Below are 26465 nucleotides of genomic sequence, written 5' to 3'. Positions count from 1 at the left end.
GTTCGGCCCCCACACACCATCGCCCGACCAAAACGATCATGAAATCAGGCGGCGGTCGGACCAGGCTGCAAAATCAGGGTCTGACTGGCCGGGCGTGGCGAGCGAGCGAAGGGCCAGCCACGGGCCTCTTCTGCCGCCCTGGACGCGGTGTCCTGCGAGCGTAAGCCGTTCTTCACCTCGGCGCCGGCGAGGGTAAAATGCGCCGTTCTGCAGCAGCCGACAGGTAGCTGCGGGGCGACGGAGCCGCGATCAGGAGTCCCGGCAGTTTCCGGCGTAGGAGTCGACCGAGGTCGCACGCACCAGGACGCAGGCGCGGTCGCCGTTCAACCAGACGGTGATCTTGCGTTCATTGGCTGCCCGCTCATACCCAGCTGCTGTACTCCCGCCTTCGTCCGGAGTCACCGTCTCGAAGGCCACCTTGCCCCAGGATTCATCTGACAAGGGGTCCGGCTGTGCCTCCAGCCTTTCCGCCAGCCGCGCGGCCAGCTGCTCCGCAGAGGTCCAGTTCGACGGCCCCTCCACCTTCAGGTAGCTCCCTGGCAGCCAAGGCAGCGTACGGACGATGCCACCGCCGAGCGACGCAGCCACGACAGCAACGCCGACACAGAGGACCCAGGGAAGTTGTCCTCGCGGCAGGCGAGCCGCGACCAGGACTGCCAGCGCACCGGAAGCAGCGCCGGTCGTCATGCCGATCGGCAAGAGCACAGCCAGCCAGGCCCAGGTTGCTCGCGAGAGCCAGAGCACGCTCGCACACGCGAGCAGTGCTCCGAGCGCCGCATAGCGCACCTGCGGCCAGGCCGACGGGCGTGACCCTTCAAGCACCCGCACGCCGGCTGTTCCCATCACGCCGTTCAGGGTCAGCAGCAGGATCAGTCGCCAGTCGAACCCCGCCGCAAGAAAGCCGGCGGTCACGGCAGCCGTGGCGACCGCACCCCCAGTCGCGACCCGCAGCCCTCGCTCTCCGACGGACCCGCCGAAGACGCTCAGCCGCAAGCCCTGGGCGCTGGTCACAGCATCAGCGTCCCATCGAGGAAGAAGGCGGGCCAGAACCTGCCCGCCGGGGCTGGTCGCTTCAGCCTGCAGGCGCGGGGGACGCACGTGCCCGTCGATGAGCGTGTCTGGCTGCTGCACCGCTGTGCGGTGACCGGCACAGCCACTCGACTCGGGATCACCTGCGAGGTGGTCGCGGGCAGCGCTGGCGATTGCGATGTCCTCGGCGGCGCCACGGCTCCGCAGTCAGCCCAGTCATGGTGGCAACCAAGCGCAGAACCGACACCAGGCTCCGGTCGCGCCGCGGGAACCTCGCCCGCGTTGCGCGCGTCGCATGGTCATGCGGAGCGCGTTCAGGAGCCCACGCGCGCTGGCTGCGCTCTTCGGCTGCATGGTGCTGGTGCTCCTAGCGATCTGGCTCATGCTTGCCGTGCAAGGAGAGGCTCCCGCCACCGCTCCCTCTACAAGTGCGACAATTCCCTCTGCAGAGCCGACGGACTCACCTGCGCCTGGTTCGCGTTCGACGGACCCGGTGGATCAGGTCGTCCCGCACCCGATGGACCAGTGCGCTGATGCGGAGGACTTCGAGGTCTACGCGCGTCCCTACTCGCCGCCGAGCCCACGCGTCGGCCCCACTCCGTCGCCGCGGTCCTTCGCGTGCCCCGCCGTCTGACGTCCAGTGGGTGCCAGTCACCTCTTGAGGTCGTCGCCGGTGTCGCGTTCGTGGTTCTCGGCGTCGCCGTGCTGACACCACACACGACCGACAGCGAGGCAGGGAGCGGGGGACCCCTTTGCGCCTCGACTCGTCCACGGTGTCCGGGAACCGCAGCGCGAGCCGGATGGGCCCGCCGGTCTGCTGCGGACCTGCGCCGCAGGTCGCAGGTGGCGCCGGCGACGCAGGCGGCGGCGTCGGCTGAGGGTTTGCGGCCGTCGGCGGCCGCGTTTCGGGCGAGCGGATGGGTTGAGCGGGTGGCGAGGGCGCCGTCGTGGCGTTCGCCAGCGGCCAACGGGCCCGGTCGAGACAGAAGGACGTCGTGCTGGCGGGTTTGCGGACGCACGCGCCGGCGATCACCGTACGGAAGCCCACGGGCCCATCGAGCTTCACCGCGGACGGCACCGGCTTGTTGCTGGAGCACAAGTAGTCACCGTCCGGCAGGGCACGACAGCGAAGGTCACCTCAACGGGTCTCCTGCCTCTCCCCGATCTCGGGGCGGAGCACCTCGCCGGTCTCGCCGCTGCTGCAGCCGAGCCGGGTGACCAGCACGGAGAATCCCGCGGCGGCGGCCTGCGGCGGGTCCGCAGCGTCGATCTCCCACACGGCGGGCTCGCGTTCCTCCGCGGGCGCGGCCGGGTACACGGCGGTCACCCGGTCCTCCGGTCCTCCCGGCAGCGCGACGGCTGCCCCGGCCAGCGCCACCACGGCCACGCCGGCGCCGGCGACGTCTGCTTCGTACGGCAAGCCGACTCCGGCCGCGGTGACCGAACCGTTCCGCTTGTGAGCGCCCCGCCGCGCCCTGTGCCCGTCCGACATCCTGGCGAGCAGAACCGACGCTTCTGCTCGGACGCCGACGCGAAACCGTCGCTGCCTTCTTCCCTGCCGTCAGGTGGGTAACGGCCGCATGTCGACGACCGTCTTCATCACGAGAATCGACATGAGCCGTAGGACCCCTGGCAGGCGGGAGAGCCTGCTGTTGACGGCCGCCGCTTGTTCGTCAGCGGTGACGGCACGGCGCTGCACCGCTGGTCGCGTCCCTGCCTCTCGCCGGAGGCCGGGTGCCGCCGGTCGTGGACGTCGGGGTGCCGCCGAGCCTGGGCCTCGTGTCGGCCCGGGCCCCGGCACGGCACACGCGCCGGTAGCGGCTGTCCGGTCGCCCGACGTGCTGCCACGTCCGCGAGCCGGCATCAGCGGCCGTTCGGTGCGGTCGCTGGGCTGCCGCTGGGCTGCTCGATCCATCTCGGTGCCACGCCTGGGCTCGGAGCAGGCGGTGCCGGCACCGAGAACGCCGGGCACCGGGGCGGCGGCGGGCCGGCGGGTTGATCTCGGTGCCAGCGGCCCGCACAAGCGGGCGCTGCTGGCACCGAGAACCGCTTACCTGCGCCCCGACCGCCACGGCGAGCGTCGAGCCGCCACCCGGTCCACCTCCAGCGGCTCCGTCGCCGCCCACACCCGCCGCCAGCGCGACGCCTCCGGCCCGGCGGGGGACGGCGTCGCGCCCTCGGCACTGCGGCGCAGCGCGCCGTACCAGTCCGTCGCGTCCTCGTCGAGCAGCCGTGCAACCTCCCCCCGTAGCCGTTCGGTGAGCAGCGCCGGGTCCTCCCCCCGTACGGGATGCACCGGCATTCCGTAGCGCACCCGCACCGGACGCCGGCCGGGCACCGGCCACGACCGCCCCCTCGGCATGGCGGGGAAGGAGCCGCGGATCGCCACCGGCACGACGGGCACACCCGCGTCCAGTGCCAGCCGGGCCGCACCGAGGCGGAACTCCCCCGTCCACCCGTCCGCCGACCTGGTGCCCTCGGGAAAGACCAGCACACTCCAGCCCGTGAACAGCAGATCGACTGCCTGTGAGCCGCTGTCGCCACCCCGCCGTTCGATCGGGAAGGTCGAGAAGGCCATCGTGGAGCCGACCGCCCGGGGCCAGGTGTCGAAGAAGTAGTCGGCGGCGGCCGCGACCACGGTGTTCCGGCGCCAGCGCTCGGGAAGCGTCGTCAGGACCAGCGGCGCGTCGAGGTGCGAGCAGTGGTTGGCCACGAAGACGACCGGGCCGCGCAGCGCGTCGAGCGCCTCGCGCCCGTTCACCTCGACGGCCACCTGCGAGTGCACCAGAGGCCGCAGCCCGAAGCGCTGCACCGCGCCGCGCAGCGCGACGGCAGCCGGCGTACGCGCCCACGCCGTCGGGAACGCCCGGGACACCGGCGCCGGTCGGTGCGGCTCGGCCGACGCAGGCACCAACTGCGTCCGGCCCCAGCGCCAGCCGCGCGACACGTCGCGTACGTCCCTGCGCAGGCTCACGACGGCATCACCGTACGTCCGCGAGGGCGAACGGCGGTGAGTGCAGGTAGGTGATCGAGGGCGACTGCCCGACCGTCCCGCTCGCCATCTGGAGCGCGTCCTGCAGGGTGGACGCCGACCGGAAGCCCATCCGCTCGACGGTGCGCGGATCGGCGCCGACCCAGATCACGTCGCCGAGGTGGTCCATGGCGTGGGCGCCCCAGTACCACATGTAGAACGGGTGGACGCCGTGGTAGGCGTACGACGTCCGGTAGAGGTGGATGTACCAGGGGTCGGTCGCGTACTGCTGCTCGAACTTCTTCTCGATGGTCGCCGGGTCCGTCGACTCGGCGAGCACCTCCTCGAAGAAATCCACGTAGCTGGGGTGGTGCAGCTGCGAGAACTCCCACGGCACCGGGTGGTAGAGGATCATCGCGCCGCCGGGCCGCACCAGTGGGCGGCCGCGGTACATGTTGAAGAAGTAGCCCATCCCCAGGCACATCGCCAGGATCGGGTTGAGCGTGCTGTTGACGTTGTACGGCCCGACGTAGGGCACGCCGACGACCAGCACGTCGCTCTGCCCCTGCACCTCGACCAGCTGCTGGCGGTGCACGTTCTGCAGCGTCAGTTCGTGCACCGGGTCGGTCGCGCCCGCCTGCACCGACGTCACGCCGTACGGCGCCTCCATCGAGCGGAAGATGCGGCTCCGTACCCGTGCCGGGGCGAGATCGAGGCCGCGCTTGACGGCGAGCATGGTCGCCTGGTCCTTGGCCGACCACTCCCACTCGCGGCGGGTCAGGAAGCGGTACGGCGAGGGGAAGGCGTCGTTGTTGAGCGTCGTCTCGATGTGGAAGATCTTCACGTGCTCGTTGACGAGCACACCCATCCGCGCGGCGGAGCCGTGCAGCGCCGACCTCGGCGGGTCCATGTAGCTCTTGCTGTGCAGCATCGTGTGCGTGTTGTGGTGGTGTCGCAGGCTCTTGTAGGAGGCGAGGCCGATCGGGACCGACTTGTGACCGCCGTCCATCGCGACCAGGTTGATGTTCACGTAGACGAGCAGGTCGGATTCGGCGGCGCGCCGGTTGATCTCGACGTCCTCGCCGTGGTCCGTCGTTCCGAGGTGCAGCAGGTTGTCGCGGTCCTCGGCGTCGTGGTTGGTCAGCGCGTCGGGGAAGAAGGAGCGGAAGATCCGCTCCCCGAGGCAGCGGCGTAGCTCGGCCGGCGTCATCCGCCGGTGCAGCGCGTTGGCCGCCACCAGCTGCACGTCGTCGACTCCTGCCGCCGCGGCCATCGTCAGGACAGCCTCGACGATGCGCTGCCGGACGTCGGGGGTCTGCATCGGCGGCAGCGGCAGCGAGATGTCGTCGAAGGCGATCGTCAGTCGCATGCCGGGCCACAGCAGCGTCGGCAACGGATCGCTGCCGTGCGGGTCCAGCAGCGCGGAGCGGATCGCGCCGTCGACGTCGTGCAGGCCCGGCAGCGACTCGGGCGGGTAGACGACCCGCGTCCCCAGCGGGAAGGTCTCCAGTCGGACCTTCTCGCCCTCGTGGACGAGCAGCGGCGGCGTGCGCTCGTCGACCTCGAGCACGAATCCTGGCCGGGTCAACGGGTCTCCCTGAGATCGAAGTGCACCTTCACCGTGCCGAGGCTGCCGGCACTGCCCGCGTGCTCGAGCGCCTCACGCCAGCGCTCGAGGGGATACCCGCTCTGCGCCACCTCGTCCAGCGGCGCGTCACGGGCCAGTCCCATCGCCAGGTCGAAGGAACTTCGCGGCTCGTCGCCCTCGACCCGCGCCTGCCCGGTCGCATAGGAGCCGACCACCTCCAGCTCCCGGAACCACACGGGCGAGAGGTCGACGCCGGCGGGCGGCATGGCGCTCAGCACGACGCGACCGCCGGCGCGGGTCAGCCGCAGCGCGGTGTCCAGCGCGGCCCGGCTGCCTGCGCAGTCGACCGCCGCATCGACCCCGCCGAGCAGGTACGCGGAGCCCTGCTCCGGCTGGACCCGCAGCGCCCGGGTGCTGCGCCGCACGCCAGTCAGCGCGTCCCGCGGCGACACGACATCCGTCGCACCGAGAGCGGTCGCCAGCGTGGCCTGCCGCGGGTGCTTGGCGACCACGGTGACCCGGGCCGCCTGGGTGAAGGCCCGCAGCGCCAGCACCGTGAACAGCCCGACGGCGCCGGCGCCGACGACGAGCACGTGGTCGCCCTGCCGGGGCGCCAGCCGCAGCGCGGTGTGGATCGCGCAGGCGAGCGGCTCGACCAGCACGGCGCGCTCGTCCGGCAGGTCGTCGGGCACCGGGTGCAGCTGGCTGCGGTGCGCGACCAGCCGGTCGCTCCAGCCGCCGCCGGTGTCGGCGCAGAAGCCGGTCTGCAGCCCGGGAGACAGGTGACCCACGGTGATCCGGTCGCAGCGGCCGCGGGAGCCGTCGCGGCACGCACCGCACGGGTCGAGCCCGCGGGGGATGCAGGTCAGCAGCGGGTCGAGGACCACGCGGGTGCCGGCGGGCAGGTCCTCGACGTCGTCGAGCAGGTCGCCGACGACCTCGTGGCCGGGCGTGAACGGCAGCGAGACCAGCGGCGAGAAGTAGAGCGAGGAGGTCCCGGCGATCGTCGACAGGTCCGACCCGCAGATCCCGGCGAGCCGCGGCCGCACCCGTCCCCAGCGCGGGCCGGGTCGCCGGGGGCCCCGGCCGCGGGTGAGTCGCAGCGGCGCCGCGGACGTGCTGCTCACCCGCGGCAGCGCCGTGGACAGCACGCGGGTGGCGAGGTATCGCGGGACCGACCGGTAGACCTCGACCGACCGCACGGTGCCCGTACCCGTGCCCACGCCCGCTCCGGTGCTCATAATCGGGCTCCGGCCAGCGGCCGCCCCGGACGGCCCGAGGACCGCCACTCCTGCACCGGCCACCGACCGGCGTGTGCGGCGCGCAGCGTCGTCGCGTCGGGGTTCACGGCGACCGGCCGTCCGACGGCGCGCAGCAGCGGCAGGTCGCTGGCCGAGTCGGCGTAGGCGTAGGAGCCGGTGAGGTCGATCGCGTGGTCGGCGGCGTAGCGGCGCAGCCAGGTCGCCCGGGCCTCGCCGACCAGCGGGGGCAGCGCGAGCCGCCCGGTGGCGCAGCCGCACCCGTCGACCTCCAGGACAGCCGAGGCGACGTCGTCGAACAGCGGGGCGAACGGGCGGGTCAGCGCGGTGATCGCGCCGGTGACGAGCACGGTCCGGTGGCCGGCGTCGCGGTGCTCGCGGACCCGGCGCAGGGCGGCGCCGCTGACCCGGGCGAGCAGGTCGTGCCCGATCTCGTGGTCGACCAGATCGTCGAGCTCGGCCAGCGGGACCCCGGCGTACTGCCGGTAGACGTCGCGCAGGAAAGACCCGCGGTCGCGGCGCTCGGTCAGCAGCCAACCGGGCAGCTGGCGTGCGGCCGCGGCGAGCTCGCGGGTCCGGGCGTGCGTGGCGAGGCCGACCAGCCGCAGCCGCAGGTAGGACTCGACGACGTTGGACGGCAGCAGCGTGCCGTCCAGGTCGAAGACGGCAACCAGCTGCGCGCCGTGCTCGCCCTGGGACGGCAGGTCCGTGTCGACCCGGTTCCGCGGCCCCTTCGGCGTCGCCGTGATCGTCCGCACCAGCGCGGTGATGCTCGGGCAGTGCACCTCACCCAGGTAGTGCTCCCAGTCGATCTGCCGCGGGTCGAAGGCGAACAGTTCGCGCTCCTCGGGTGGCAGCTGCGACCCGAGCGCGGCGACGTTGTCGTCGAGGTAGACGACCTCGGCTCCGGTGTAGGCGCGGTAGAGGTCGAAGTACCGGCGTAGGAACTCCAGCTGCGCGCGCTGCCGGTCCACCGCGAGGGCCGCGCCGCGCACCCGGTTGCCGCGCGGCAGCACACCGAGCACCCGGTCCGCGACGTCGACGGCACGCTCGCCGGCGCGCAGCCGGCGCTCGACCCGGCCGGTGCCGGGGAACCGCCAGTCGGGGACGCCGATCGTCCCCCGGCCGCGGGCCTCGAGCGGATGCCGGCGGAAGTAGTCGCGGACGATCCGGAACAGGTCGGCGAACAGCAGCGGGTTCCGGGCGCCGGAGCACAGGTGCAGGTAGCGAGGTGCGCCCGCCGGCGGGGGCTGCGCGGCGGCCGCGAGCATCGTGGAGACCACGAGGTCGACGGGGATGATGTCCACGACGCCGTCGGGCACGCCGGGAAACTCCGGCAGCACGCCCCGGCCGTACGCGAGGATGATCGGTTCGGCCATCTTGTAGCCCTCGATCCACCCCGGATAGGGCCGCAGCAGGGCGCTCTCGATGATCGACGGCCGGACGACGGTGACCGGCAGGTCCGCGGCGAGCTCCTCGACGACCCGCTCACCCATCGCCTTGGTGAAGGTGTAGCAATCGGTGAAACCCAGTGAGCGGGCCCGCTCGCGGCCGGCCGCCACGAGCTGCTCGGTGACCCAGTCCCGGCGGCGCCGCTCGGCGTCGGCGGCCACCGCCTGCGGACCCTGTCGACCGAGTTCACTGCGGGCATCGGCGAGCCGCCGGGACAGCTCGTGCGGGCTCCGGCTGGCATCCTCGACCGCCGCCCGCTGCCGCACCGCCGCTGCCGCCTCCGCCCGCCAGTCCACGTCGTGCCCGAGCCGTCCCTCGGGCACCGGGCCCTGGTGCACGGCGCTGACGTAGGCGGTCGAGACGTGGACGACGTGCGGACGGCTGCCGCTGTCGCGCAGGGCCCGGAGCAGCCCGTCCACACCGAGGGCGTTCGTTGCGAAGCCTTCGTCGACGGGCGGGTCGAAGGACACCTCGCCGGCGCAGTGCACGACGACGTCGACGTCGCCCGGCAGCGCCGGCCAGCGCGCGAGATCACCGTCCAGCACCTCGATCCGCTCGTCGAGCAGGCGCGTCATGCCGGCGCCGCCGAGGCGCTCACGCAGGACGGCGAACGCCGGTTTGTCCAGCAGCTGCAGGACCCGGTCGTACGCGCTGATGCCGGTCCGGCCGCGCACCAGCAGCACCAGTCGGGTGTCCGGGAGGTCCGACAGCACCCGTTCGAGCAGCGCCTCACCGACGAAGCCGGTGGATCCGGTCAGCAGCAGCCGGCGCCCCGCGAGCGACGCCCGGACGCCGGGCCACGCAGCCTCCGCGGCTCGAGGGTCGGCCATCGCGGAATCGAACCATGCTCCGGCGGCCGGGGACGAGTGGGCCGGCCGGACGGGTCGGTCCGCACGACCCGTGCCGGCTCGGCCGAGAGCCAGTGCCGGCTCGCCGGAGGGACCGGGCAGCGGGTGTGATCGGATGCGGGGAAAGGACAGGAGCTGACGATGCAGGTCGAGGACGGACGTCGCCGCGTGGTGGTCCTCTCCCTCGGAGGGACCATCGCGTCGACCCGTGCCGCCGCCGAGGGGCAGGGCCGGGGCGTGACGCCACGGCTGACCGCGGCGGACCTGGTCGCCGCCGTCCCCGCGGTACGGGAGGCCGCCGAGGTGGATTCGGTCAGCTTCCGCCAGTGCCCGTCGGGCGACCTGACGATGACCGACCTCGTCGAGCTGGCTGCCGAGGTGACGGCACGCGTCGAGGCGGGGGCGGACGGCGTCGTCGTCACCCAGGGCACCGACACCCTCGAGGAGACGGCGTTCGCCCTGGACCTCCTGCTGCCGCCGTCGCGGCCGGTCGTCGTCACCGGCGCCATGCGCAACCCCACGCTCGCCGGCCCGGACGGCCCCGCGAATCTCCTGGCGGCGGTGCAGGTCGCCGCCTGCCCGCAGGCTGCGGGACTCGGTTGCCTGGTCGTGCTCGACGACGAGATCCACGGCAGCCGGTTCGTCCGCAAGACGCACACCTCGAGCACCGGCGCGTTTCGCTCCGGGCCGACGGGCCCGCTCGGTTGGCTGACCGAGGGGCGGCCCCGGATCGCCGTCCGGCCGGCCCCGCTCCCGTTGATCACCCCGCTGCCGGGGGCAGCCGTCCCTCCGGTCGCCCTGCTCACGATGTCGCTCGGGGACGACGGGCGCCTCGCCGAACAGGTGCTGTCCCTCGGGTACGCCGGTCTGGTGGTGCAGGCCTTCGGTGGCGGCCATGTGCCGCACCGGACGGTCCCGGCGCTGGAGCGGCTGGCCCACACGATCCCGGTCGTCCTCGCCTCGCGCACGGGCGCCGGCGAGGTGCTGACCGACACCTACGGCTTTCCGGGGGCGGAGCAGGATCTGATCGGCCGGGGGCTCGTCCCGGCCGGCTTCCTCGACGGCGTCAAGGCACGCGTCCTGCTGTCCCTCGCCCTGGCAGCAGGACTGGCGGCCGAACAGGTGCGGGAGGTCTTCGCGCGGACCGCCGCGACCGTGACCGGACCGCCGCGACGGTAGGTCCGGCCGGGCACCCGCGCAGTAGCTTCAGCGCATGCGCCGCGCCCGAGCCGACATCGCCCTCGGGCTGGCGGCGCTTATCCTGCTGGCCGGCTGCACAGGCTCCGAGCCCGCTGCAGCCCCGGCCGGCCCCTCGGTGCGCCAGCAGCAGCTCACGGTCGACGGTCTGCCCCGGACCTACCGCCTGTTCGCTCCGGCCACCCTCGACCGGCGGGCGCCGGTGCCGCTGGTGCTGGTCCTGGCCGGCGTCGGCAACACCGGGGAGCAGATGGTGGGCGTGACGCAGTTCGACCGGCTGGCCGAGAAGGAGAACATCGTCGTCGCCTACCCCGAGGGAGTCGACAGGACGTGGAACGGCGGCTACTGCTGCCCCAACGGAGCGACCTCCCAACCCGATGACGTCGCCTTCATCGACGCGGTGCTCGACGACGTCGAGGCCGTCGAGCAGATCGATCCCACCCGCGTCTTCGCCGTCGGCTTCTCCGGCGGGGCGATCATGGCTCACCGGCTGGGCTGCGACCTCGCCGCACGGATCGCCGGCGTTGCCGCCGTGTCCGGGTCGATGGTCCTGGACGACTGCCGCCCGTCGGAACCGGTGTCGGTGATCGCGATCAACGGCACGGTCGACGAGCTCGTGCCGTACGAGGGAGGGCCCACCGCCGGCGGCGCCACCCAGCCGTCACCGCCGGCGCCGGAGGTGGTGCGGCGCTGGGCCGAGCTCAACGGGTGCCCACCGGAGTCCACGACGGTGCCCGAGGGGGTGGTCGTCACGATGACCTGGACCGGTTGCTCGCAGGACACGGCGGTGCGGCTCATCACGATCGAGGGCGGGGGCCACACCTGGTTCGCCCCGGGCTTCGGCCCGGTCAACGGGGCGGTGGACGCGACGCAGGCCGTCTGGGACTTTCTGAGCGCCGGTGGCCCGCACCGGTCATGAGGTCAGCGCCGGCGCAGCCGGCGCACTCCCCGCCACCCGGCGTAGCCGACGCCGGTGCCTGCTGCGGCACCCGCCAGCAGGAACACCACCGACAGCGCCGGCCGGGCACCGCTGACCGCGCCGCGCGCCGGTACGGCGGCGCGGGCCTTGACACCCGGACGCGCGGCCTGCGAGAGCAGCTCCTCGAGCAGGCCGGGTGGCGGGGGCTCGGTGGGGACGGCCAGGCCGCGCAGGCCGGCCGCGAGCTCCCGCTCGGCGGAGAAGGCCCGCTGGCAGTCGGGGCAGCGGCGCAGGTGCAGGCCGACCAGCCGGCGGCGCAGCCGCGGCAACGACCGGTCGACGTACGCCGGCAGCTGGGACGTGACCTCGCGGCAGAGCCGGCTGCTCGCGGCCCCACCCGTCATGTCCCGATCAGTCATGCCCGACCAGCTCCCTCAACCTCGTGTGGGCCCGGTGCAGCCGCACCTTGACCGCCCCTTCGCTGATACCCAGCACCTGGGCCGCCTGCCTGGTCGACAGGCCCTGCACGTCCCGCAGCTCGACGACCTCGCGCGCGTCGTCCGGCAGGGTGGTCAGCGCGAGGGCGGCACGCGCGGCCAGGTCGGCCGTCTCGGCCCGCGCTGCCGGGTCCGGCGCGGGATCGGCCAACTCCACGGACAGCTCCTCGGCGCCCGCCGACTGGCCGCGGGCACGCACGTCGCCGCGGGCTCGCAGCGCCGTCAGGCAGACGTTCACCGTCACCCGGTGCAGCCAGGTGCCGAAGGCGGACTCGCCGCGGAAGCCGAGCACCGAGCGGACGACCCGCAGGTAGACCTCCTGCGTCGCGTCGGCCGCGTCACTCGGGTCGCCCAGCAGGCGGCGGGCCAGGGCGTAGACGTCGGCGTAGGTCGCCCGGATGAGCAGGTCCATCGCCCCGGGTTCCCCGCGCTGCACGGCCCGCACGAGGGAGGGGTCGACGTCCACCTGTCCACCGTCCCAGCTTCCTGCCTGTAACCGACCGCGACGCGCGCAGTCCAACAGTGTGAGCGGGGCAAGGCGTCCCGCCGACCTCACCACAGGAGTGGTGGCCATGTACCCCTTCGTCGTCTTCCTCGCTCTCGCTCTCGGGCTCGTCGTCGTCCTGCAGGTCATCGACGAGTTGCTGCCGGTCAAGGCTCCCGCCGCCCTGAGCCGGACCATCGCTGTGGTGCTCGCCGCCGGATTCGCCTGGGGCCTGGACTACTCCGTCTTCGCGGCCTTCGGCCAGGAGCTGCGCACCGCCTGGATGCACCCGGCCGTGACCGGCCTCGCGCTGGTCGGTGGCGGGGAGTTCGTCCGCAGCCTGGTGCACGCGCTCGGCCACCGGGCCGGCGAGCCTCCGGTCGAGGTCGCGCCGCACCGGACCATCCGCGCGGCCTAGTCGCACGAAGGTAGGGAGAGCGGCCGCCACGACCCCGCGGCCGCTCCTCTACGTCAGGACGTCGCTGTCAGGTCAGGACGTCGTACGCCAGCCGCAACACCAGCGCGCCGACGACGACGAGGAAGACCCGGCGGACCCAGGTGCTGCCCCGGCGGATCGCCAGCCGGGTGCCGATCTGGCTGCCGGCCAGGTTGCTGGCGGCCATCGCCGCACCCAGCAGCCACAGCACGTGCCCGCCGTAGGCGAACAACGCGAGCGCCGCCAGGTTGGTCGCGGTGTTGACGACCTTGGCGGTCGCGCTGGCGTGCAGGAACGACAACCCGACCGCCCCCACCAGCAGGAAGACCAGGAAACTCCCGGTGCCGGGGCCGACGAAGCCGTCGTAGAAGCCGATGACGGCCCCACCGACGACCGCAGTGGCCCGCTGCGCCCGGGCCCGCATCCGCAGCAACTCCACCTCGCCGAGCGACGGCCGGCGCAGCGTGTGGAGCAGGACCGCCACCAGCGCGACCAGGATCACCGGCTCGAGCACCTCGCTGCCGACCTGCGTCGCGAGGAGAGCGCCGCCGGCGGAGCCGACGAAGGCCGCGGCCGCCATCCACCCCGCCGTCCGCCGGTCCACCGCGATCCGCCGGTTGTAGGTCACCGCTGCACTGGCCGTGCCCACCACCGAGGCCAGCTTGTTGGTGCCGAGCAGCGCCACGACGGGTGCCTGGGGCAGCACGACGAGCAGCGCCGGCAGCTGCACCAGCCCGCCGCCGCCGACGATGGCGTCCAGCCCCCCGGCGAGGAAGGCGAACGCGCAGAGCACCAGCAGCTCGCCGGTCCCGACGTCGATGCCGCACCTCCTCTGGCCGCTCGGCGCACCCTTCCGTACCGTCACCGGCATGAGTGCACCGGACCCCGCCGCCCTGGCCGAGACCCGCAGCCGGCTGCGCGAGACCTACCTCAGGCCGGCGGGGGAGCGACCGGCGTCCTCCGCCCGCGGGCTGCACCACACCGCGCTGGTCAGCGGCGACGTCGAGCGCACCACCCGCTTCTACAGCGAGCTGCTCGAGTTCCCGCTCACCGAGATGATCGACAACCGGGACTACCCGGGCTCGACGCACTTCTTCTTCGACATCGGCCACGAGAACCTGCTGGCGTTCTTCGACTTCCCCGGCCTGGACAGCGGCCCGTACGCCGAGGTGCTCGGCGGCCTGCACCACATCGCCATCTCGGTCGAGCCGTCCCGTTGGCAGCACCTCGAGGCCAAGCTCGACGCGGCGGGCGTGGAGTACGTCCGTCACAGCGGGACCTCGCTCTACTTCACCGGCCCGGACGGTGAGCGGCTCGAGCTGATCTGCGACCCGCTGGGTGAGATGTACGGAGACAAGGTCCTGTAGTCAGGCCTGTTCGGGCTGGGACGTCCTCGGCGGCGCCTGGTTGGTGTGCACCGGGGTCTGCGCCGGCCGGACCGGCATGAGCACGTCGAGGTGCTCCCTGGACGCCTTGGGCTCCCCGACGTGGTCGACGGCGTGCGGGTCGGCGGCGTAGCGCTCGCGGCTCGCGATGACCTCCGCCTCGGCCTCCGTGCGGCCCACCCAGGCCGCGCCCTCCACCGACTTGCCGGGCTCGAGGTCCTTGTAGACCTCGAAGAAGTGCTGGATCTCCAGCTTGTCGAACTCGCCGATGTCACCGATGTCCTTCAGGTGCGCCTGCCGCGGGTCGCCGGCCACCACGCAGAGCAGCTTCTCGTCCGGCCCGGCCTCGTCGGTCATCCGGAACATGCCGATCGTGCGGCAGGTGATCAGGCAGCCGGGGAAGGTCGGCTCCTCGAGCAGCACCAGCGCGTCGAGCGGGTCGCCGTCACCACCGAGCGTGCACTCCACGAAGCCGTAGTCCGCCGGGTAGCTCGTGCTCGTGAACAGCCGCCGGTCGAGCCGGATACGCCCGGTGTGGTGGTCCATCTCGTACTTGTTGCGCTGCCCCTTGGGGATCTCGATGGTGACGTCGAACTCCACGGCGGGCGGTACCTCCTCGTATGCCGGCCTCCTGAGGCGGCGGGCGGATGTCCACCTAGTCTCCCCTACGGGCGGGAAGCGGCTCGCGGAGGGCGGTTCGGGGTGGGTACGGCGCGCGTACGTGGCCTGGTCGGGCTGCTCGTGGCGGCCACCCTGGCTGTCGGCGCGAGCACCGCCGTGTCGCTGCGGAGCTCCCAGGAGATCAGCGTCCGGCCGCCGGCGCCGACGGCTCCGCCGGTGCGCGGGGCGCTGCTGCCGGAGGTCCCCGGCGCCGCGCCCGCGCCCACCGCCGCCGGTCTGCAGGCCGCGGTGGCGACGGCGCTGGCGGATCCGGCCCTCGCCGGCCGACTGGCTGTGTCGGTGGTGGACGCGACGACCGGTCGGCCGCTGCTCGAGCGTGGCGCGGACCGGCCGCTGCTGCCCGCGTCCACCGCGAAGATCGCGACGGCGGTGGCCGCCCTGACCGCGCTGCCTCCCGGCAGCCGGCTGTCCACGCGCGTCGTTGCCGGTACGGCACCCGATGAGGTGGTGCTGGTCGGCGGCGGCGACCCGACGCTGGCCGGCCCGAAGGACAGACCCGGCTACCCGGGCGCGGCCCGGCTGACCGACCTCGCTGCACGGGTGCGCGCGACGCTGGGGGCCGCGACCGTGACCCGGATCCTGGTCGACGAGTCGCTCTACTCCGGACCGCGGCTGGGGCCCGGCTGGAAGGACAGCTACGTCACCCAGGGAGCCGTCGCCCCCGTCGGCCCGCTGATGGTCGATCACGGCCGGGTGCGACCCGACCGGATCCGCCGGCACCCGGACCCCGCCGTCGCGGCCGGCCGGGCGCTGGGTGCGCTGCTGCAGCCGGGCGCACCCGTGGAGGTCGCGCGTGGTCGCGCTGCCGCGGGCGCCGCCGAGCTCGGGGAGGTCAGCAGCCCCCCGGTGCCGCAGCTGGTGGAGCGGATGCTGGCCCGTAGCGACAACGACCTGGCCGAGGCGCTGCTGCGTCAGGTGGCGATCGCGCAGGGGCAGCCGGCGTCGTTCGCGGGTGCCGCCGCCGCCGTTCGGGACGTTCTGGGTCCCTTCCTCGACGAGGTCGGCGTGGGCCGCGAGTCGGTCGCGCTGGTCGACGGCAGCGGCCTGTCCCGGCTGGACCGGATCGAGCCCGCCGCCCTCACCCGGCTGCTCGCCCGGGTCGCCTCCGACGACGGCTCGTCGACCGCCGAGCGGCTGGCGCCGGTTCTGACCGGACTGCCGGTGGCCGGCTTCTCGGGCACGCTGTCCGACCGCTACCGGGCGGGCGGCGGCCTGCCCGCGGCCGGGGTGGTGCGTGCCAAGACCGGGACGCTCAACGGCGTCAGCGCGCTCGCGGGGCTGGTCCGCACCGCCGACGGGCGGCTGCTGGCCTTCGACCTCACCGCCGACGGGGTGCCGCTCGGTGCGACCCGGCGCGCCGAGGAGGCGCTGGACCGGCTGGCCGCGGCGCTGGCCGCCTGCGGCTGCCGCTGACCCCCGTACTTCCTTGCGTCCTGCTGGCGTCGGCGCAGACTGCTCCGCAGCGCAGGACGCAAGGGGGGCAGGAGCGGGCGTAGCGTGGCGAGAATGCCGAGCCCGATCGACTACGACCTGGCGGTCGCCACCGCGCGCCGCCTCGCTCCCGCGCCTCCACAGGTCAGCTGGGCCGAGGCCGGGGAGGTCGTGGCCGAGCTGCGTGGCCTCGCGGTGCAGGCGGAGGAGCACGTGCGTGCCGTCACCGGCCTGGTGCCGCCGGGCCCGGTGCTGCAGGCCACCGTCGTCGACCGCCCCGGCTGGGCCGCGGTGAACGTCGAGGGCTTCCGGATCGTCCTCGAGCCGCTGACCCGCAAGCTCGCGGATCGACAGACCAGCGCCACGGCCACCGCCATGACCGCAAAGGTCGCCGGCGTGCAGATGGGCTCGGTGCTGGCCTGGCTCTCGGGCAAGGTCCTGGGGCAGTACGAAGCCTTCACCGCCGCCGGCACTCCCGGTCGGCTGATCCTGGTGGCGCCGAACCTGGTCGAGACCGAACGCCGGCTCGGCGTCGACCCGCACGACTTCCGGCTGTGGGTCGCGCTGCACGAGGTCACCCACCGCACCCAGTTCACCGCGGTGCCGTGGATGCACGACCACGTGCGTGCGGAGATCACTGCCCTGCTCGAGGCCACGTCCCTGGACGACCCGGCGCAGCTGGTCGACCGGATCAAGGCGGTCGCGACGGGCCTGCCGCGCGGTAGCTCGTTGATCGAGTTGCTCCAGACGCCGGAGCAGCGGGTCGTCCTGGACCGGGTCACGGCCTTCATGAGCCTGCTCGAGGGTCACGCCGAGCACGTGATGGACGGCGTCGGTCCGGTCGTCGTGCCGAGCGTCACGCACATCCGCACCAAGTTCGACGAGCGCCGCAAGGAGTCCGGCGGGCTGCTCGACCGGCTGCTGCGCAAGGCCCTCGGCCTGGACCTCAAGGCGCTGCAGTACGCCGAGGGAAAGGTCTTCGTCGACACCGCCGTGCGCGAGCTCGGGATGCAGGGCTTCAACCGGGTGTGGGAGTCCCCGGCCACGCTGCCCACCCGACAGGAGATCCGCGAGCCGCTGGCCTGGGTGCGCCGCATCGACGGCACCCCGGCCCTCACCGCCTGACGCACGGTGACCGGTCCGCCTCCGGCCACCGCCGCGGTCCGGGTCGCCGTACGCCGCTCGCTCGCCGGGCTCGCCGGCCCCGTGGCCGCGGCCGTCTCGGGGGGCGCCGACTCACTGGCGCTGGCCGCCGCGCTGGCCTTCGAGCGACCCGGCTCGCTCGCGCTGGTGGTGGACCACGGTCTGCAGACGGGCTCGGCCGCCGTCGCCGCGCGTGCGGCCGAGCAGTGCGGGGGGATGCGGCTGCAGGCGCACGTGCTCACCGCGCCACCTGCTTCAAGATCTTCGGAGGATGCACAGGGCTCTGCTGCTGTGGATCCTCCGAAGATCTTGAAAGGACCCGAAGCCTCTGCGCGCACCGCCCGCTATGCCGCGCTGGATGCTGCCGTCTCCGAGCACGGGCTGACCGCGGTCCTGCTCGGCCACACGCTGGACGACCAGGCGGAGACGGTGCTGCTGGGGCTCGCCCGGGGGGCCGGCGCCCGTGCGCTGGCCGGCATGACGGACCGCCCGCCGTACCTCCGCCCGCTGCTCGGACTGCCCCGCGCCACCACGGGCCAGGCCTGCGCCGAGGCCGGCCTCGACCCGTGGGAGGACCCGCACAACCGCGACCCCGCCTACACCCGGGTACGGGTCCGCCAGCGGGTGCTGCCGGTCCTGGAGGTCGAGCTCGGGCCGGGGATCGCCGCTGCCCTGGCCCGCACCGCCGCGCAGCTGCGGGAGGACGTCGACGCCCTCGACGCGCTCACCCCGCTGACCGACGACGTGGCGACGCTGGCCGGGCTGCCGGCCGCGCTGCGCGTCCGCGCGCTCAAGCGGTGGGCCGAACAGCAGTGCGGTGCAGCGGTGACCACCGCCCACCTCGAGGCCCTGCGTGCGCTGGTCGAGGACTGGCGCGGCCAGGGTCCGGTCGCGCTGCCCGGCGGGCAGCGGGTGGCCCGTCGCGGCGGGCGGCTAGCCTCGCTCCCGTGACCGATGACGTGCCGAAGGAGATCGAGCGGGTCATCATCTCGGAGCGGGACATCGCGGCCAAGGTCCGCGAGTTGGCGGCGCAGGTCGACGCCGACTACGCGGGCAGGGAGATCCTGCTGGTCGGGGTCCTCAAGGGCGCGGTCATGTTCATGGCCGACTTCGCGCGGGCCCTGCGTACACCGGTGTCGATGGAGTTCATGGCGGTCTCGTCCTACGGGTCGGCAACGAGCAGCAGCGGCGTCGTCCGGATCCTCAAAGACCTCGACCGCGACATCGCCGACGAGCACATCCTGATCGTCGAGGACGTCATCGACTCCGGCCTGACGCTGTCGTGGCTGCTGCGCAACATGCGTTCGCGCGGTCCGGCGTCGGTCGAGGTGGTCGCGCTGCTGCGCAAACCGGAGGCGGCGAAGGTGGACGTCGCGGTGAGGTACGTCGGATTCGACATCCCCAGCGAGTTCGTCGTCGGCTACGGCCTGGACTACGCCGAGCGGTATCGCGACCTGCCCTTCGTGGGGCTGCTGCGGCCCGAGGCCATCGACGGCGGGCACCTGGACGGTGGGCACGGCCGGCGTTCCTGAGCGAGAATGGCCCCGGAACACCCTGTGCACCTGGTCCGTTGGACTGCAGACGGGCAATAGCCCCGGTGTACCTTCGTGACCATCTTCTCCAGGAGGGACGGGGCGGCTCGCCCCCCATCGGATGAACCTCAAGCGCTTTTCCCGCGGGCCCTTCCTCTATATCACGTTGGGCCTGCTGGTCCTGCTGTTCGTGTCCGGCAGCCTGCGCGGTGACCGCGACTTCAAGGAGGTCGACACCGCCTCGGTGCTGGCCGCCATCGCCGCCGGTGACGTGCGGAGCTCCGACGAGGAGCCGGTGCTCGTCCTCGACAAGGAGCAGGAGGTCCACCTCGAGCTCGAGGAGGGCGCGGAGATCGACGGCGAGTCGAAGGTCAAGACGTCCTTCCTGTTCGACCAGGGACGTCAGTTCACCGACGCGCTGCAGGAGGCCGACGTCCCCTATGACGTCCAGGTCAACAACACCGGGGTGTTCACCCAGATCCTGATCAGCTTCCTGCCGATCCTGCTGATCCTCGGTCTGCTCTTCTACTTCATGACCCAGATGCAGGGCGGCGGCAGCCGCGTCATGCAGTTCGGCAAGAGCAAGGCCAAGCTGGTCAGCAAGGACACGCCGAAGACGACCTTCGCCGACGTCGCCGGCGCTGACGAGGCACTCGAGGAGCTCCTGGAGATCAAGGAGTTCCTGCAGGAGCCGGCGAAGTTCCAGTCCGTCGGCGCCAAGATCCCCAAGGGTGTCTTGCTGTACGGTCCGCCCGGCACCGGCAAGACGCTGCTGGCCCGGGCGGTGGCCGGCGAGGCGGGCGTGCCGTTCTATTCGATCTCCGGGTCGGACTTCGTCGAGATGTTCGTCGGCGTCGGCGCCAGCCGTGTGCGCGACCTGTTCGAGCAGGCCAAGGCCAACGCTCCCGCGATCATCTTCATCGACGAGATCGACGCCGTCGGCCGGCACCGCGGCGCCGGCATGGGCGGCGGCCACGACGAGCGCGAGCAGACGCTCAACCAGATGCTCGTCGAGATGGACGGCTTCGACGTCAAGGGCGGCGTCATCCTCATCGCCGCCACCAACCGACCCGACATCCTGGACCCGGCGCTGCTGCGCCCGGGCCGCTTCGACCGGCAGATCGCGGTGGACCGTCCCGACATGCAGGGCCGCCGGCAGATCCTCGAGGTGCACGCCAAGGGCAAGCCGGTCGCGCCCGAGCTCGACCTCGAGGTCATCGCCCGGCGCACTCCCGGCTTCACCGGCGCCGATCTGGCCAACGTCCTCAACGAGGCCGCGCTGCTCACTGCCCGCAACGGCGGCAAGCTCGTCGACATGTCCTCGCTCGAGGAGGCCATCGACCGGGTGATGGCCGGCCCGCAGCGGCGCACCCGGCTGATGAGCGACAAGGAGAAGAAGCTCACCGCCTACCACGAGGCCGGTCACGCCCTTGTTGCCCACGCGCTGCCGAACACCGACCCGGTGCACAAGATCACCATCCTGCCGCGCGGCCGGGCGCTGGGCTACACCATGGTGCTGCCGACCGAGGACAAGTACTCCCAGACGCGCGCCGAGCTGCTCGACATGCTGGCCTACGCGATGGGTGGTCGGGCCGCCGAGGAGCTGGTCTTCCACGACCCGACCACCGGCGCCAGCAACGACATCGAGAAGGCCACCGCCACCGCCCGCGCCATGGTGACGCAGTACGGCATGAGTGAGCGGCTCGGAGCGGTGAAGTTCGGCCAGGAGTCCGGCGAGGTCTTCATGGGCCGCGACATGGGCCACGGCCGCGACTACTCCGAGGAGGTCGCCGCGCAGGTCGACGCCGAGGTGCGCGCGCTGGTGGAGAACGCGCACCACGAGGCGTGGGAGATCCTCGTGGAGTACCGCGACGTGCTCGACGACATGGTCCTCAAGCTGCTCGACCAGGAGACGCTCAACAAGGACGAGGTCCTCGAGATCTTCGCCCCGATCCAGAAGCGCCCGCTGCGTGAGCACCCCACCGGCAACGGCCGCCGCCCGCTGTCCAGCAAGCCGCCGGTGCTCACCCCGGCGGAGCTGGCCGTCATGGGCCCGGCCGACCTGGCCGAGCTGGAGGACCTGGCCCGCGGTCGCAAGCGCGACGGCGTGACCGGGCGCGGCAAGGCGCCGTCCTCGTCCCGCCGGCGTACGCCCGCGCCCGGGAGCAACGGGAGCGACGCGCCCGCCCGCTCGCGCGAGTCGGTCAACCGGGAGGCGCAGCCGCGAGAGGCGCCGGACACGGGCCGATCGGCCCGGCCGCCCGCTCCGCGACGCCGCCGGGCCACCGGCACCGACCCGGCGTCCTGAGCGGAGCAGTGCCCACCCCGTACGACGCCGCCCGGGTCGAGGCCGCCGTTCGCGAGCTGCTCGCGGCTGTCGGCGACGATCCCGACCGCGAGGGCCTGGTCGACACCCCCGCCCGGGTCGCGCGGATGTACGCCGAGGTGTTCGCCGGCCTGCACACCCGGCCGGAGGACCTGGTCCTCCCGCTGTTCGACGAGCGGCACGACGAGCTGATCATCGTCAAGGACATCCCGCTGTCCTCCTTCTGCGAGCACCACCTCATCCCGTGGACGGGGCACGCGGCGGTCGGCTACCTGCCGGGCAGGGACGGCCGGATCACCGGCCTGTCCAAGCTGGCCCGGCTGGTCGACCTCTACGCCAAGCGCCCGTCGGTGCAGGAGCGGGTCACCGCCCAGGTCGCCGACGCGCTGATGGAGCGGCTGGAGCCGCGCGGCGCGATCGTCGTCGTCGAGGCAGAGCACCTGTGCATGTCGATGCGCGGCGTGCAGAAGCCGGGGGCCCGCACCGTCACCTCGGCCGTACGCGGCTCGCTGAAGAACTCCGCGGTCACCCGGGCCGAGGCGATGAGCCTGATCCTCGGGCGCTGACCGTGCCGGCCCCTCCCGAGCTCCGTGGCTTCCCCGGACTCGGCCGCGCCCGGGTGATGGGGGTCGTCAACGTCACGCCCGACTCCTTCAGCGACGGCGGGGAGCACACCGACGCCGCGAGCGCCGTACGCCACGGGCTACGGCTGCTGAACGACGGCGCCGACCTGCTCGACGTCGGCGGCGAGTCCACCCGGCCCGGCGCCGGACGGGTGCCCGAGGCCGAGGAGCTGCGGCGGGTGCTGCCCGTCGTCGACGGGCTGGCCGCTGCCGGCGCGGTCGTGTCGGTCGACACGATGCGCGCGTCGGTCGCCGAGGCGGCGCTGGCCGCCGGTGCGCAGCTGGTCAACGACGTCTCCGGCGGGCTGGCCGATCCCCGGATGCTGCCGCTGGTCGCCGAGGCGCAGGTCGGCTACATCGCCATGCACTGGCGCGGCCACAGCACCGACATGGCCGCCCGCGCCGTCTACGCCGACGTGGTGTCCGAGGTATGCGCCGAGCTGACCGCGCGCCGCGACGCGGCGGTCGCGGCCGGTGTCGATCCCGCGCGGCTGTTGCTCGATCCCGGGCTCGGCTTCGCCAAGACCGCCGTCCACAGCTGGGCGCTGCTGCGGGCGCTTCCCCGGTTGGCGGGACTGGGTACGCCGCTGCTGGTCGGTGCCTCCCGCAAGGGTTTCCTCGGCAGCCTGCTCGCCGACGCGGACGGCACGCCCCGTCCGTCGGCCGGGCGGGACGACGCGACGGCAGCGGTCACCGTGCTCGCCGCGCAGGCCGGCGCGTGGGCCGTGCGGGTGCACGCGGTACGCGCCAGCGCCGACGCCGTGCACGTCGTCGCGGCGGTGCAGCAGTGAGCGATCTCGAGGACGTCGAGTCGGCCAACAGCGCGATGTACGAGGCGTTCGAGTCCGCCGACGTCGACCGGATGGCGCGGGTGTGGGACGACGTGGACCCCGATGCCGTCGTCTGCGTGCATCCCGGCTGGCCGATGCTGCGCCGTCGCGACCACGTGTTGCGTTCCTGGTCGGCGGTCATGGCCGGTACCGACTACATCCAGTTCTTCCTCACCGACGTCCGCATCTGCGTCAACGGTGACACCGCCGTCGTCACCTGCACCGAGAACGTGCTCACCGAGGTGAGCGAGACCGGCTCGAACGGCCAGGTGGTGGCGACGAACGTCCTGGTGCGCCGGGCGGACGGCTGGCGGGTCCAGGTGCACCACGGCTCGCCCGTGCTCGGGCGGCTGGTCGATGAGTGACGCGATCCGGCTCACCGGCCTACGGGTGCGCGGCTTCCACGGCGTGCTGCCCGAGGAGCGCCGGAACGGCCAGGACTTCCTCGTCGACGTCGTGCTGCACCTCGATCTGTCCGCCGCGGCGCGCAGCGACGACCTCGCAGACACGGTGCACTACGGCGCGCTGGCCGAGCGGCTGGCGGCGGTGGTCGCGGGGGAGCCCGTGGCGCTGATCGAGACGCTCGCCCAGCGGCTGGCGGACGTCTGCCTTGCCGACCGCCTGGTCCAGCGGGCGGAGGTCACGGTGCACAAGCCGTCGGCGCCGGTCCCGCTGGAGTTGGCGAACGTGTCGGTGACGGTGGTCCGGCCGTGACCGCGGTGCTGTCGGTCGGCAGCAACGTCGGGGACCGGCTCGCCCACCTCCGGCTCGCGGTGGAGATGCTTGCCCCACTACGGGTTTCGCCGGTCTACCAGACGGCACCCGTCGGTGGGGTGGAGCAGGACGACTTCCTCAACGCCGTCCTGCTGTGCGACCTGGACGCCGAGGCTGCCTGGAGGCGCGCGCAGGCCGCCGAGCGGGCGGCCGCGCGCCAGCGGACCCTGCGCGGTGGGCCGCGGACCCTCGACGTGGACATCGTCGTCGCGGGTGGTCCGGTCCCCGAGGGGCTGGTACTGCCCCATCCGCGCGCCCACGAGCGTGCCTTCGTCCTGGTGCCGTGGGGCGACGTGGACCCGGCCGCCGTCCTGCCCGGGTGTGGCCCCGTGTCCGCCCTGCTCGCGGGCCTGGACCTGCGCGGGGTGCGACGGCGGAACGACCTGGTGCTGCTCCCGTGACACCGACCCGCTACGGCACGCTCGCCGGCCTGGTGCTCGGCTTCGGTGTCCTCGGCTACGCCCTGGCTGCCGTGGCGTACGGCGTGCTGCCCGCCCTGCCCCGCTACGCGCCGGTGACGGTCGTGCTGCTCGCCGTCGCCGAACTGGGCATGGCCAAGGTGGTGCGCGACCGGCTGGCGCACCGGCTTGACGCGCATGGCCAGCCGAGGGGCCGCCCGCTGCACCCGATGCAGGTTGCCCGGGCCGCGGTGCTGGCCAAGGCCTCCAGCGCCGGCGGCTCGATCCTGCTCGGGATGTACAGCGGCCTGCTGGCGTGGACGCTGCCGCGCGGCGGCCGGCTCGCCGCGAGCGGTGAGGACGCGCTGGTGTCCGGCCTGTCGGCCCTGGCCTGCCTGGGCCTGGTGGTGGCGGCGCTGCTGCTGGAGCGGGCCTGCCGGCGGCCGGACGACCGCGGCCTAGAGTCGCCGTCGTGAGCGCCGACCTCGACACCCTGTCCACCGACGAGTTGCGCCAGCGGGCCTTCGAAAAGGCCGAGCGGAGCCACGACGTCGGCTTCTTCTGGGATCTCGTGAAGCACATGCGTGCCTCGCAGGCCATCGCCGGCGAGGACGGCTCCTCCGGTGCCATCACCGGCAGCATCAGCGAGCTGGTCCACCTGGTCCGCGAGCTGATGGGCCGGCAGCCGTTCGGCGAGGACGAGCCGCTGCTGCGCGCCAGGTTCCTCCAGTATCTGCGCTAGCGGCTGGCGCTGCTCGACGCCCGGGCAGGTGTCGCATGAGCGCCGGACCTTCCGTTCTCGGTGCCACCAGGGGCGTGGGTGCGCAGGAGTTCGGCACCGAGAACGGCTACCAGGGGGCAGGCTCGGTCCAGGCCGGCGGTCCAGCCCGGCGGCCCAGGCCGGCGGCCCAGCCCGGCGATCCCGGCTGACGCGCCACTCACCGGTCGAGAAGCTCACCTGTCCAGAAGCTCCCCCACCGGCACCTCCACGTCCAGCACGTTCCCCTCCGGTGGCAGCGGACCACTCCAGTGCGGGTCGTACGCGAAGCTCGGGGCGTAGAGGAAGTTGAAATCCAGGACCAGCTCCCCGTCCGGCGTGCTGCCGAGGTCCGCGCCCGTGACGGTGTCGTAGAGGTAGCGGCCGCCGCCGTAGGACAGCGTGCCGCTGCCGGCGTCGCGCACCGGGATCCACAAGCCGCTGCCGTACGACATGAGCTGCCAGGCGTCGAGCTGTCCCCATGGCGTCCGCAGCACTCCCGCCCGCTCGAACGGCACCTCTTCGCCGCTGTCCGTGAGCACCGTGATGCGTTGCGCAGGAGCAGGTTCCAGCCGAGCGGTCATGCGCCAGCCGCTGTCATAGTCCGCGACGGCGAGTCCGCGGAAGGCCTTCCGGTCCGCAACCGGGGAGCAGGGGTGGTCGGCGAACAGCCGGTCCCGTTCCGCCGCCCAACCGGCGTGCGCGACGTGCGGGTAGAGCTCGGCGCGCACGTTCTCGTACAGCTCGAAGATCTGGCGCCGCCAGTCGAGCAGCTCGAGCACGGGCGCGGTCATACGCCTCATCCTGCCCGTCCCACGTCCGTTCTCGGTGCCATCAGCGGGTGCGGTGAGCGTGTCCCCGGCACCGAGATCGGAGCTACAGGGAGGGGCTGTCCACAAGTTTGCCGTGCCTGGCTGCGCAGGTGTTCTTCCAGCGGCAGCGTCCGGGCGCATGGACATGATCCGACAGGCCCGCGCCGACGCCGGGATGGTGCCTAGCGCCGCACTCGGTGACCATCCGGCCCGCGCAGCTGGGCGGCGTGGCCTGGAGCTGTGCCAGCCCCGGGTGTACGTGGCGTCGACGCAGCCCGTCGGAGCACCCGAGCAGGTGGCGGCGGTGCGGCTCAGCGTCACGGACGAGTACGCCTTCCTCGGACAGACGGCGCTGTGGTTGTACGGGGCCGGGGAGGCCCCGACAAAGGTGTGCGTCGGGGTGCCGCACGGCACGCGCTACCGCGTGCGACCGCCGAGTGAGGTCAGCCGGGTCTGCAGCGAGGTGCTGCGCGGCAGCAGGACGATCAACGGCTGCCGCGTGGTGGCCCTCGAGATCGCGGTGATCCAGGCCTGCCAGGGACTGATCGGTGCGGCCGCCGCCCTGGCCATCGTCGAGTCCGTGCTGCGCGACCGGCGGACGACCGTCTCGCGGCTACGGCGCCGCTGCCGCCGGGGACTGACTGGTTCGGCAGCGGTCCGTCGGGCGCTGGACGAACTGTCCGGCACCAGCCTCGACGCGGCAGTGCGCCGTCTGCGCGAGGCACTCGAGGCGCGCGGAGTGCTGGGCCTCGAGCCCGAGCTGCACTTCCTCAGCGTTGAGGGCGCCTCGGCGTACGGCGATCTAGTCGACGAGCAGAGCCTGACGCTGGTGGAGGTGGACGGTTACCTCTCGCACACCGAGCGTGCGCGATTCCGGGCGGACCGGCGGCGCGACCGGTGGCTGCATCGCCAGCACGCCATGGTGACGGTACGAGTGGACGCGGCCGAGACGACCGACGACCTCGACGCGCTGGCGGACGAGCTCGCTGATCTGATCCTGCACCGCCGCACGCTGAACCAGCAGTCGGCCTGAGACCACACCGCGGGCCCACGCGAGCGTCGCGGCGGGCCGGGCTGTTCCCGCCGGGCTGCT

General features: G+C 73.1%; 28 protein-coding genes and 1 pseudogene. 18 read left to right on the top strand and 11 right to left on the bottom strand.

The window, feature by feature from the left end:
* Window positions 1-249: 249 nt before the first annotated feature.
* The 6 genes from WD794_17650 to WD794_17625 form a co-directional block, all read right to left on the bottom strand.
* Window positions 250-1011: a hypothetical protein gene (locus WD794_17650; GenBank protein ID MEX2292138.1), complete on the bottom strand. Its 762-nt coding sequence runs from the start codon at window positions 1009-1011 to the stop codon at window positions 250-252.
* A gap of 1156 nt (window positions 1012-2167) precedes the next feature.
* Window positions 2168-2449 carry a hypothetical protein gene (locus WD794_17645; protein ID MEX2292137.1) on the bottom strand — a complete coding sequence of 94 codons (282 nt, stop codon included), beginning with the start codon at window positions 2447-2449 and terminating at the stop codon, window positions 2168-2170.
* A 630-nt stretch (window positions 2450-3079) separates the two neighbouring features.
* Complete coding sequence (locus WD794_17640) at window positions 3080-4003, bottom strand: lysophospholipid acyltransferase family protein (protein MEX2292136.1); 924 nt, start codon at window positions 4001-4003, stop codon at window positions 3080-3082.
* 7 nt (window positions 4004-4010) lie between these two features.
* Window positions 4011-5588 carry a lactate racemase domain-containing protein gene (locus tag WD794_17635; GenBank protein ID MEX2292135.1) on the bottom strand — a complete coding sequence of 526 codons (1578 nt, stop codon included), beginning with the start codon at window positions 5586-5588 and terminating at the stop codon, window positions 4011-4013.
* Window positions 5585-6829, bottom strand: a complete 1245-nt coding sequence (locus WD794_17630) for a zinc-binding dehydrogenase (protein ID MEX2292134.1) — start codon at window positions 6827-6829, stop codon at window positions 5585-5587. The genes WD794_17635 and WD794_17630 overlap by 4 nt, the downstream gene beginning before the upstream one ends.
* Complete coding sequence (locus tag WD794_17625) at window positions 6826-9129, bottom strand: SDR family oxidoreductase (GenBank protein ID MEX2292133.1); 2304 nt, start codon at window positions 9127-9129, stop codon at window positions 6826-6828. Before WD794_17625 ends, WD794_17630 begins: the two co-directional genes overlap by 4 nt.
* 159 nt (window positions 9130-9288) lie before the next feature.
* On the opposite strand from WD794_17625, the gene WD794_17620 reads away from it, so the two are divergent.
* Together WD794_17620 and WD794_17615 are read left to right on the top strand one after the other, a co-directional pair.
* The gene (locus tag WD794_17620; GenBank protein ID MEX2292132.1) at window positions 9289-10326 is read left to right on the top strand and encodes an asparaginase; all 1038 of its coding nucleotides are present in this window, start codon (window positions 9289-9291) and stop codon (window positions 10324-10326) included.
* Window positions 10327-10360: 34 nt separating this feature from the next.
* Window positions 10361-11263 (top strand): PHB depolymerase family esterase, encoded by a 903-nt coding sequence (locus WD794_17615; GenBank protein ID MEX2292131.1) that lies wholly within the window; start codon window positions 10361-10363, stop codon window positions 11261-11263.
* A gap of 2 nt (window positions 11264-11265) precedes the next feature.
* Here WD794_17615 and WD794_17610 read toward each other — a convergent pair whose 3' ends face one another.
* Complete coding sequence (locus WD794_17610) at window positions 11266-11682, bottom strand: zf-HC2 domain-containing protein (GenBank protein ID MEX2292130.1); 417 nt, start codon at window positions 11680-11682, stop codon at window positions 11266-11268.
* Window positions 11675-12226: an RNA polymerase sigma factor gene (locus WD794_17605; GenBank protein ID MEX2292129.1), complete on the bottom strand. Its 552-nt coding sequence runs from the start codon at window positions 12224-12226 to the stop codon at window positions 11675-11677. The genes WD794_17610 and WD794_17605 overlap by 8 nt, the downstream gene beginning before the upstream one ends.
* 106 nt (window positions 12227-12332) lie before the next feature.
* On the opposite strand from WD794_17605, the gene WD794_17600 reads away from it, so the two are divergent.
* A complete protein-coding gene (locus WD794_17600) occupies window positions 12333-12662 on the top strand; it encodes a hypothetical protein (GenBank protein MEX2292128.1) in 330 nt (109 codons plus the stop codon).
* Between the two features lie 67 nt (window positions 12663-12729).
* On the opposite strand, the gene WD794_17595 is transcribed toward WD794_17600, so the two are convergent.
* Complete coding sequence (locus WD794_17595) at window positions 12730-13545, bottom strand: TSUP family transporter (GenBank protein ID MEX2292127.1); 816 nt, start codon at window positions 13543-13545, stop codon at window positions 12730-12732.
* Between the two features lie 4 nt (window positions 13546-13549).
* On the opposite strand from WD794_17595, the gene WD794_17590 reads away from it, so the two are divergent.
* The gene (locus WD794_17590; protein MEX2292126.1) at window positions 13550-14047 is read left to right on the top strand and encodes a VOC family protein; all 498 of its coding nucleotides are present in this window, start codon (window positions 13550-13552) and stop codon (window positions 14045-14047) included.
* Window positions 14048-14197: 150 nt separating this feature from the next.
* Here the strand turns inward: WD794_17590 and WD794_17585 are convergent.
* Window positions 14198-14665: pseudogene (locus tag WD794_17585) on the bottom strand (inorganic diphosphatase).
* A 102-nt stretch (window positions 14666-14767) separates the two neighbouring features.
* Between WD794_17585 and dacB the strand changes: the two are divergent.
* From dacB to WD794_17520, 13 genes are all read left to right on the top strand, one after another.
* The gene (gene dacB, locus WD794_17580; protein ID MEX2292125.1) at window positions 14768-16159 is read left to right on the top strand and encodes a D-alanyl-D-alanine carboxypeptidase/D-alanyl-D-alanine-endopeptidase; all 1392 of its coding nucleotides are present in this window, start codon (window positions 14768-14770) and stop codon (window positions 16157-16159) included.
* A 93-nt stretch (window positions 16160-16252) separates the two neighbouring features.
* Window positions 16253-17302 (top strand): zinc-dependent metalloprotease, encoded by a 1050-nt coding sequence (locus WD794_17575; protein MEX2292124.1) that lies wholly within the window; start codon window positions 16253-16255, stop codon window positions 17300-17302.
* 6 nt (window positions 17303-17308) lie between these two features.
* Complete coding sequence (gene tilS / locus WD794_17570; protein ID MEX2292123.1) at window positions 17309-18271, top strand: tRNA lysidine(34) synthetase TilS; 963 nt, start codon at window positions 17309-17311, stop codon at window positions 18269-18271.
* The gene (gene hpt / locus WD794_17565; GenBank protein ID MEX2292122.1) at window positions 18268-18852 is read left to right on the top strand and encodes a hypoxanthine phosphoribosyltransferase; all 585 of its coding nucleotides are present in this window, start codon (window positions 18268-18270) and stop codon (window positions 18850-18852) included. The genes tilS and hpt overlap by 4 nt, the downstream gene beginning before the upstream one ends.
* A gap of 121 nt (window positions 18853-18973) precedes the next feature.
* A complete protein-coding gene (gene ftsH, locus WD794_17560) occupies window positions 18974-21160 on the top strand; it encodes an ATP-dependent zinc metalloprotease FtsH (GenBank protein MEX2292121.1) in 2187 nt (728 codons plus the stop codon).
* A gap of 8 nt (window positions 21161-21168) precedes the next feature.
* Complete coding sequence (gene folE, locus WD794_17555; protein MEX2292120.1) at window positions 21169-21744, top strand: GTP cyclohydrolase I FolE; 576 nt, start codon at window positions 21169-21171, stop codon at window positions 21742-21744.
* Between the two features lie 56 nt (window positions 21745-21800).
* The gene (gene folP / locus WD794_17550; GenBank protein MEX2292119.1) at window positions 21801-22592 is read left to right on the top strand and encodes a dihydropteroate synthase; all 792 of its coding nucleotides are present in this window, start codon (window positions 21801-21803) and stop codon (window positions 22590-22592) included.
* On the top strand, window positions 22589-22996 hold the full coding sequence (locus WD794_17545) for a nuclear transport factor 2 family protein (protein MEX2292118.1): 408 nt from the start codon (window positions 22589-22591) through the stop codon (window positions 22994-22996). The genes folP and WD794_17545 overlap by 4 nt, the downstream gene beginning before the upstream one ends.
* Window positions 22989-23345 (top strand): dihydroneopterin aldolase, encoded by a 357-nt coding sequence (gene folB / locus WD794_17540; protein MEX2292117.1) that lies wholly within the window; start codon window positions 22989-22991, stop codon window positions 23343-23345. Before WD794_17545 ends, folB begins: the two co-directional genes overlap by 8 nt.
* A complete protein-coding gene (gene folK, locus WD794_17535; protein ID MEX2292116.1) occupies window positions 23342-23806 on the top strand; it encodes a 2-amino-4-hydroxy-6-hydroxymethyldihydropteridine diphosphokinase in 465 nt (154 codons plus the stop codon). Before folB ends, folK begins: the two co-directional genes overlap by 4 nt.
* A complete protein-coding gene (locus WD794_17530) occupies window positions 23803-24279 on the top strand; it encodes a DUF3180 domain-containing protein (GenBank protein ID MEX2292115.1) in 477 nt (158 codons plus the stop codon). The genes folK and WD794_17530 overlap by 4 nt, the downstream gene beginning before the upstream one ends.
* Window positions 24276-24545 (top strand): hypothetical protein, encoded by a 270-nt coding sequence (locus WD794_17525; protein ID MEX2292114.1) that lies wholly within the window; start codon window positions 24276-24278, stop codon window positions 24543-24545. Before WD794_17530 ends, WD794_17525 begins: the two co-directional genes overlap by 4 nt.
* Before the next feature lie 35 nt (window positions 24546-24580).
* On the top strand, window positions 24581-24733 hold the full coding sequence (locus WD794_17520) for a hypothetical protein (protein MEX2292113.1): 153 nt from the start codon (window positions 24581-24583) through the stop codon (window positions 24731-24733).
* A gap of 24 nt (window positions 24734-24757) precedes the next feature.
* On the opposite strand, the gene WD794_17515 is transcribed toward WD794_17520, so the two are convergent.
* Window positions 24758-25354: a DUF1684 domain-containing protein gene (locus WD794_17515; protein MEX2292112.1), complete on the bottom strand. Its 597-nt coding sequence runs from the start codon at window positions 25352-25354 to the stop codon at window positions 24758-24760.
* Window positions 25355-25511: 157 nt separating this feature from the next.
* On the opposite strand from WD794_17515, the gene WD794_17510 reads away from it, so the two are divergent.
* Complete coding sequence (locus tag WD794_17510; protein ID MEX2292111.1) at window positions 25512-26405, top strand: hypothetical protein; 894 nt, start codon at window positions 25512-25514, stop codon at window positions 26403-26405.
* Window positions 26406-26465 lie beyond the last annotated feature (60 nt).

Source organism: Mycobacteriales bacterium (assembly GCA_040902655.1).
Lineage (GTDB): Bacteria > Actinomycetota > Actinomycetes > Mycobacteriales > SCTD01 > SCTD01.
This window is presented reverse-complemented; position numbering and strand designations above follow the sequence as displayed.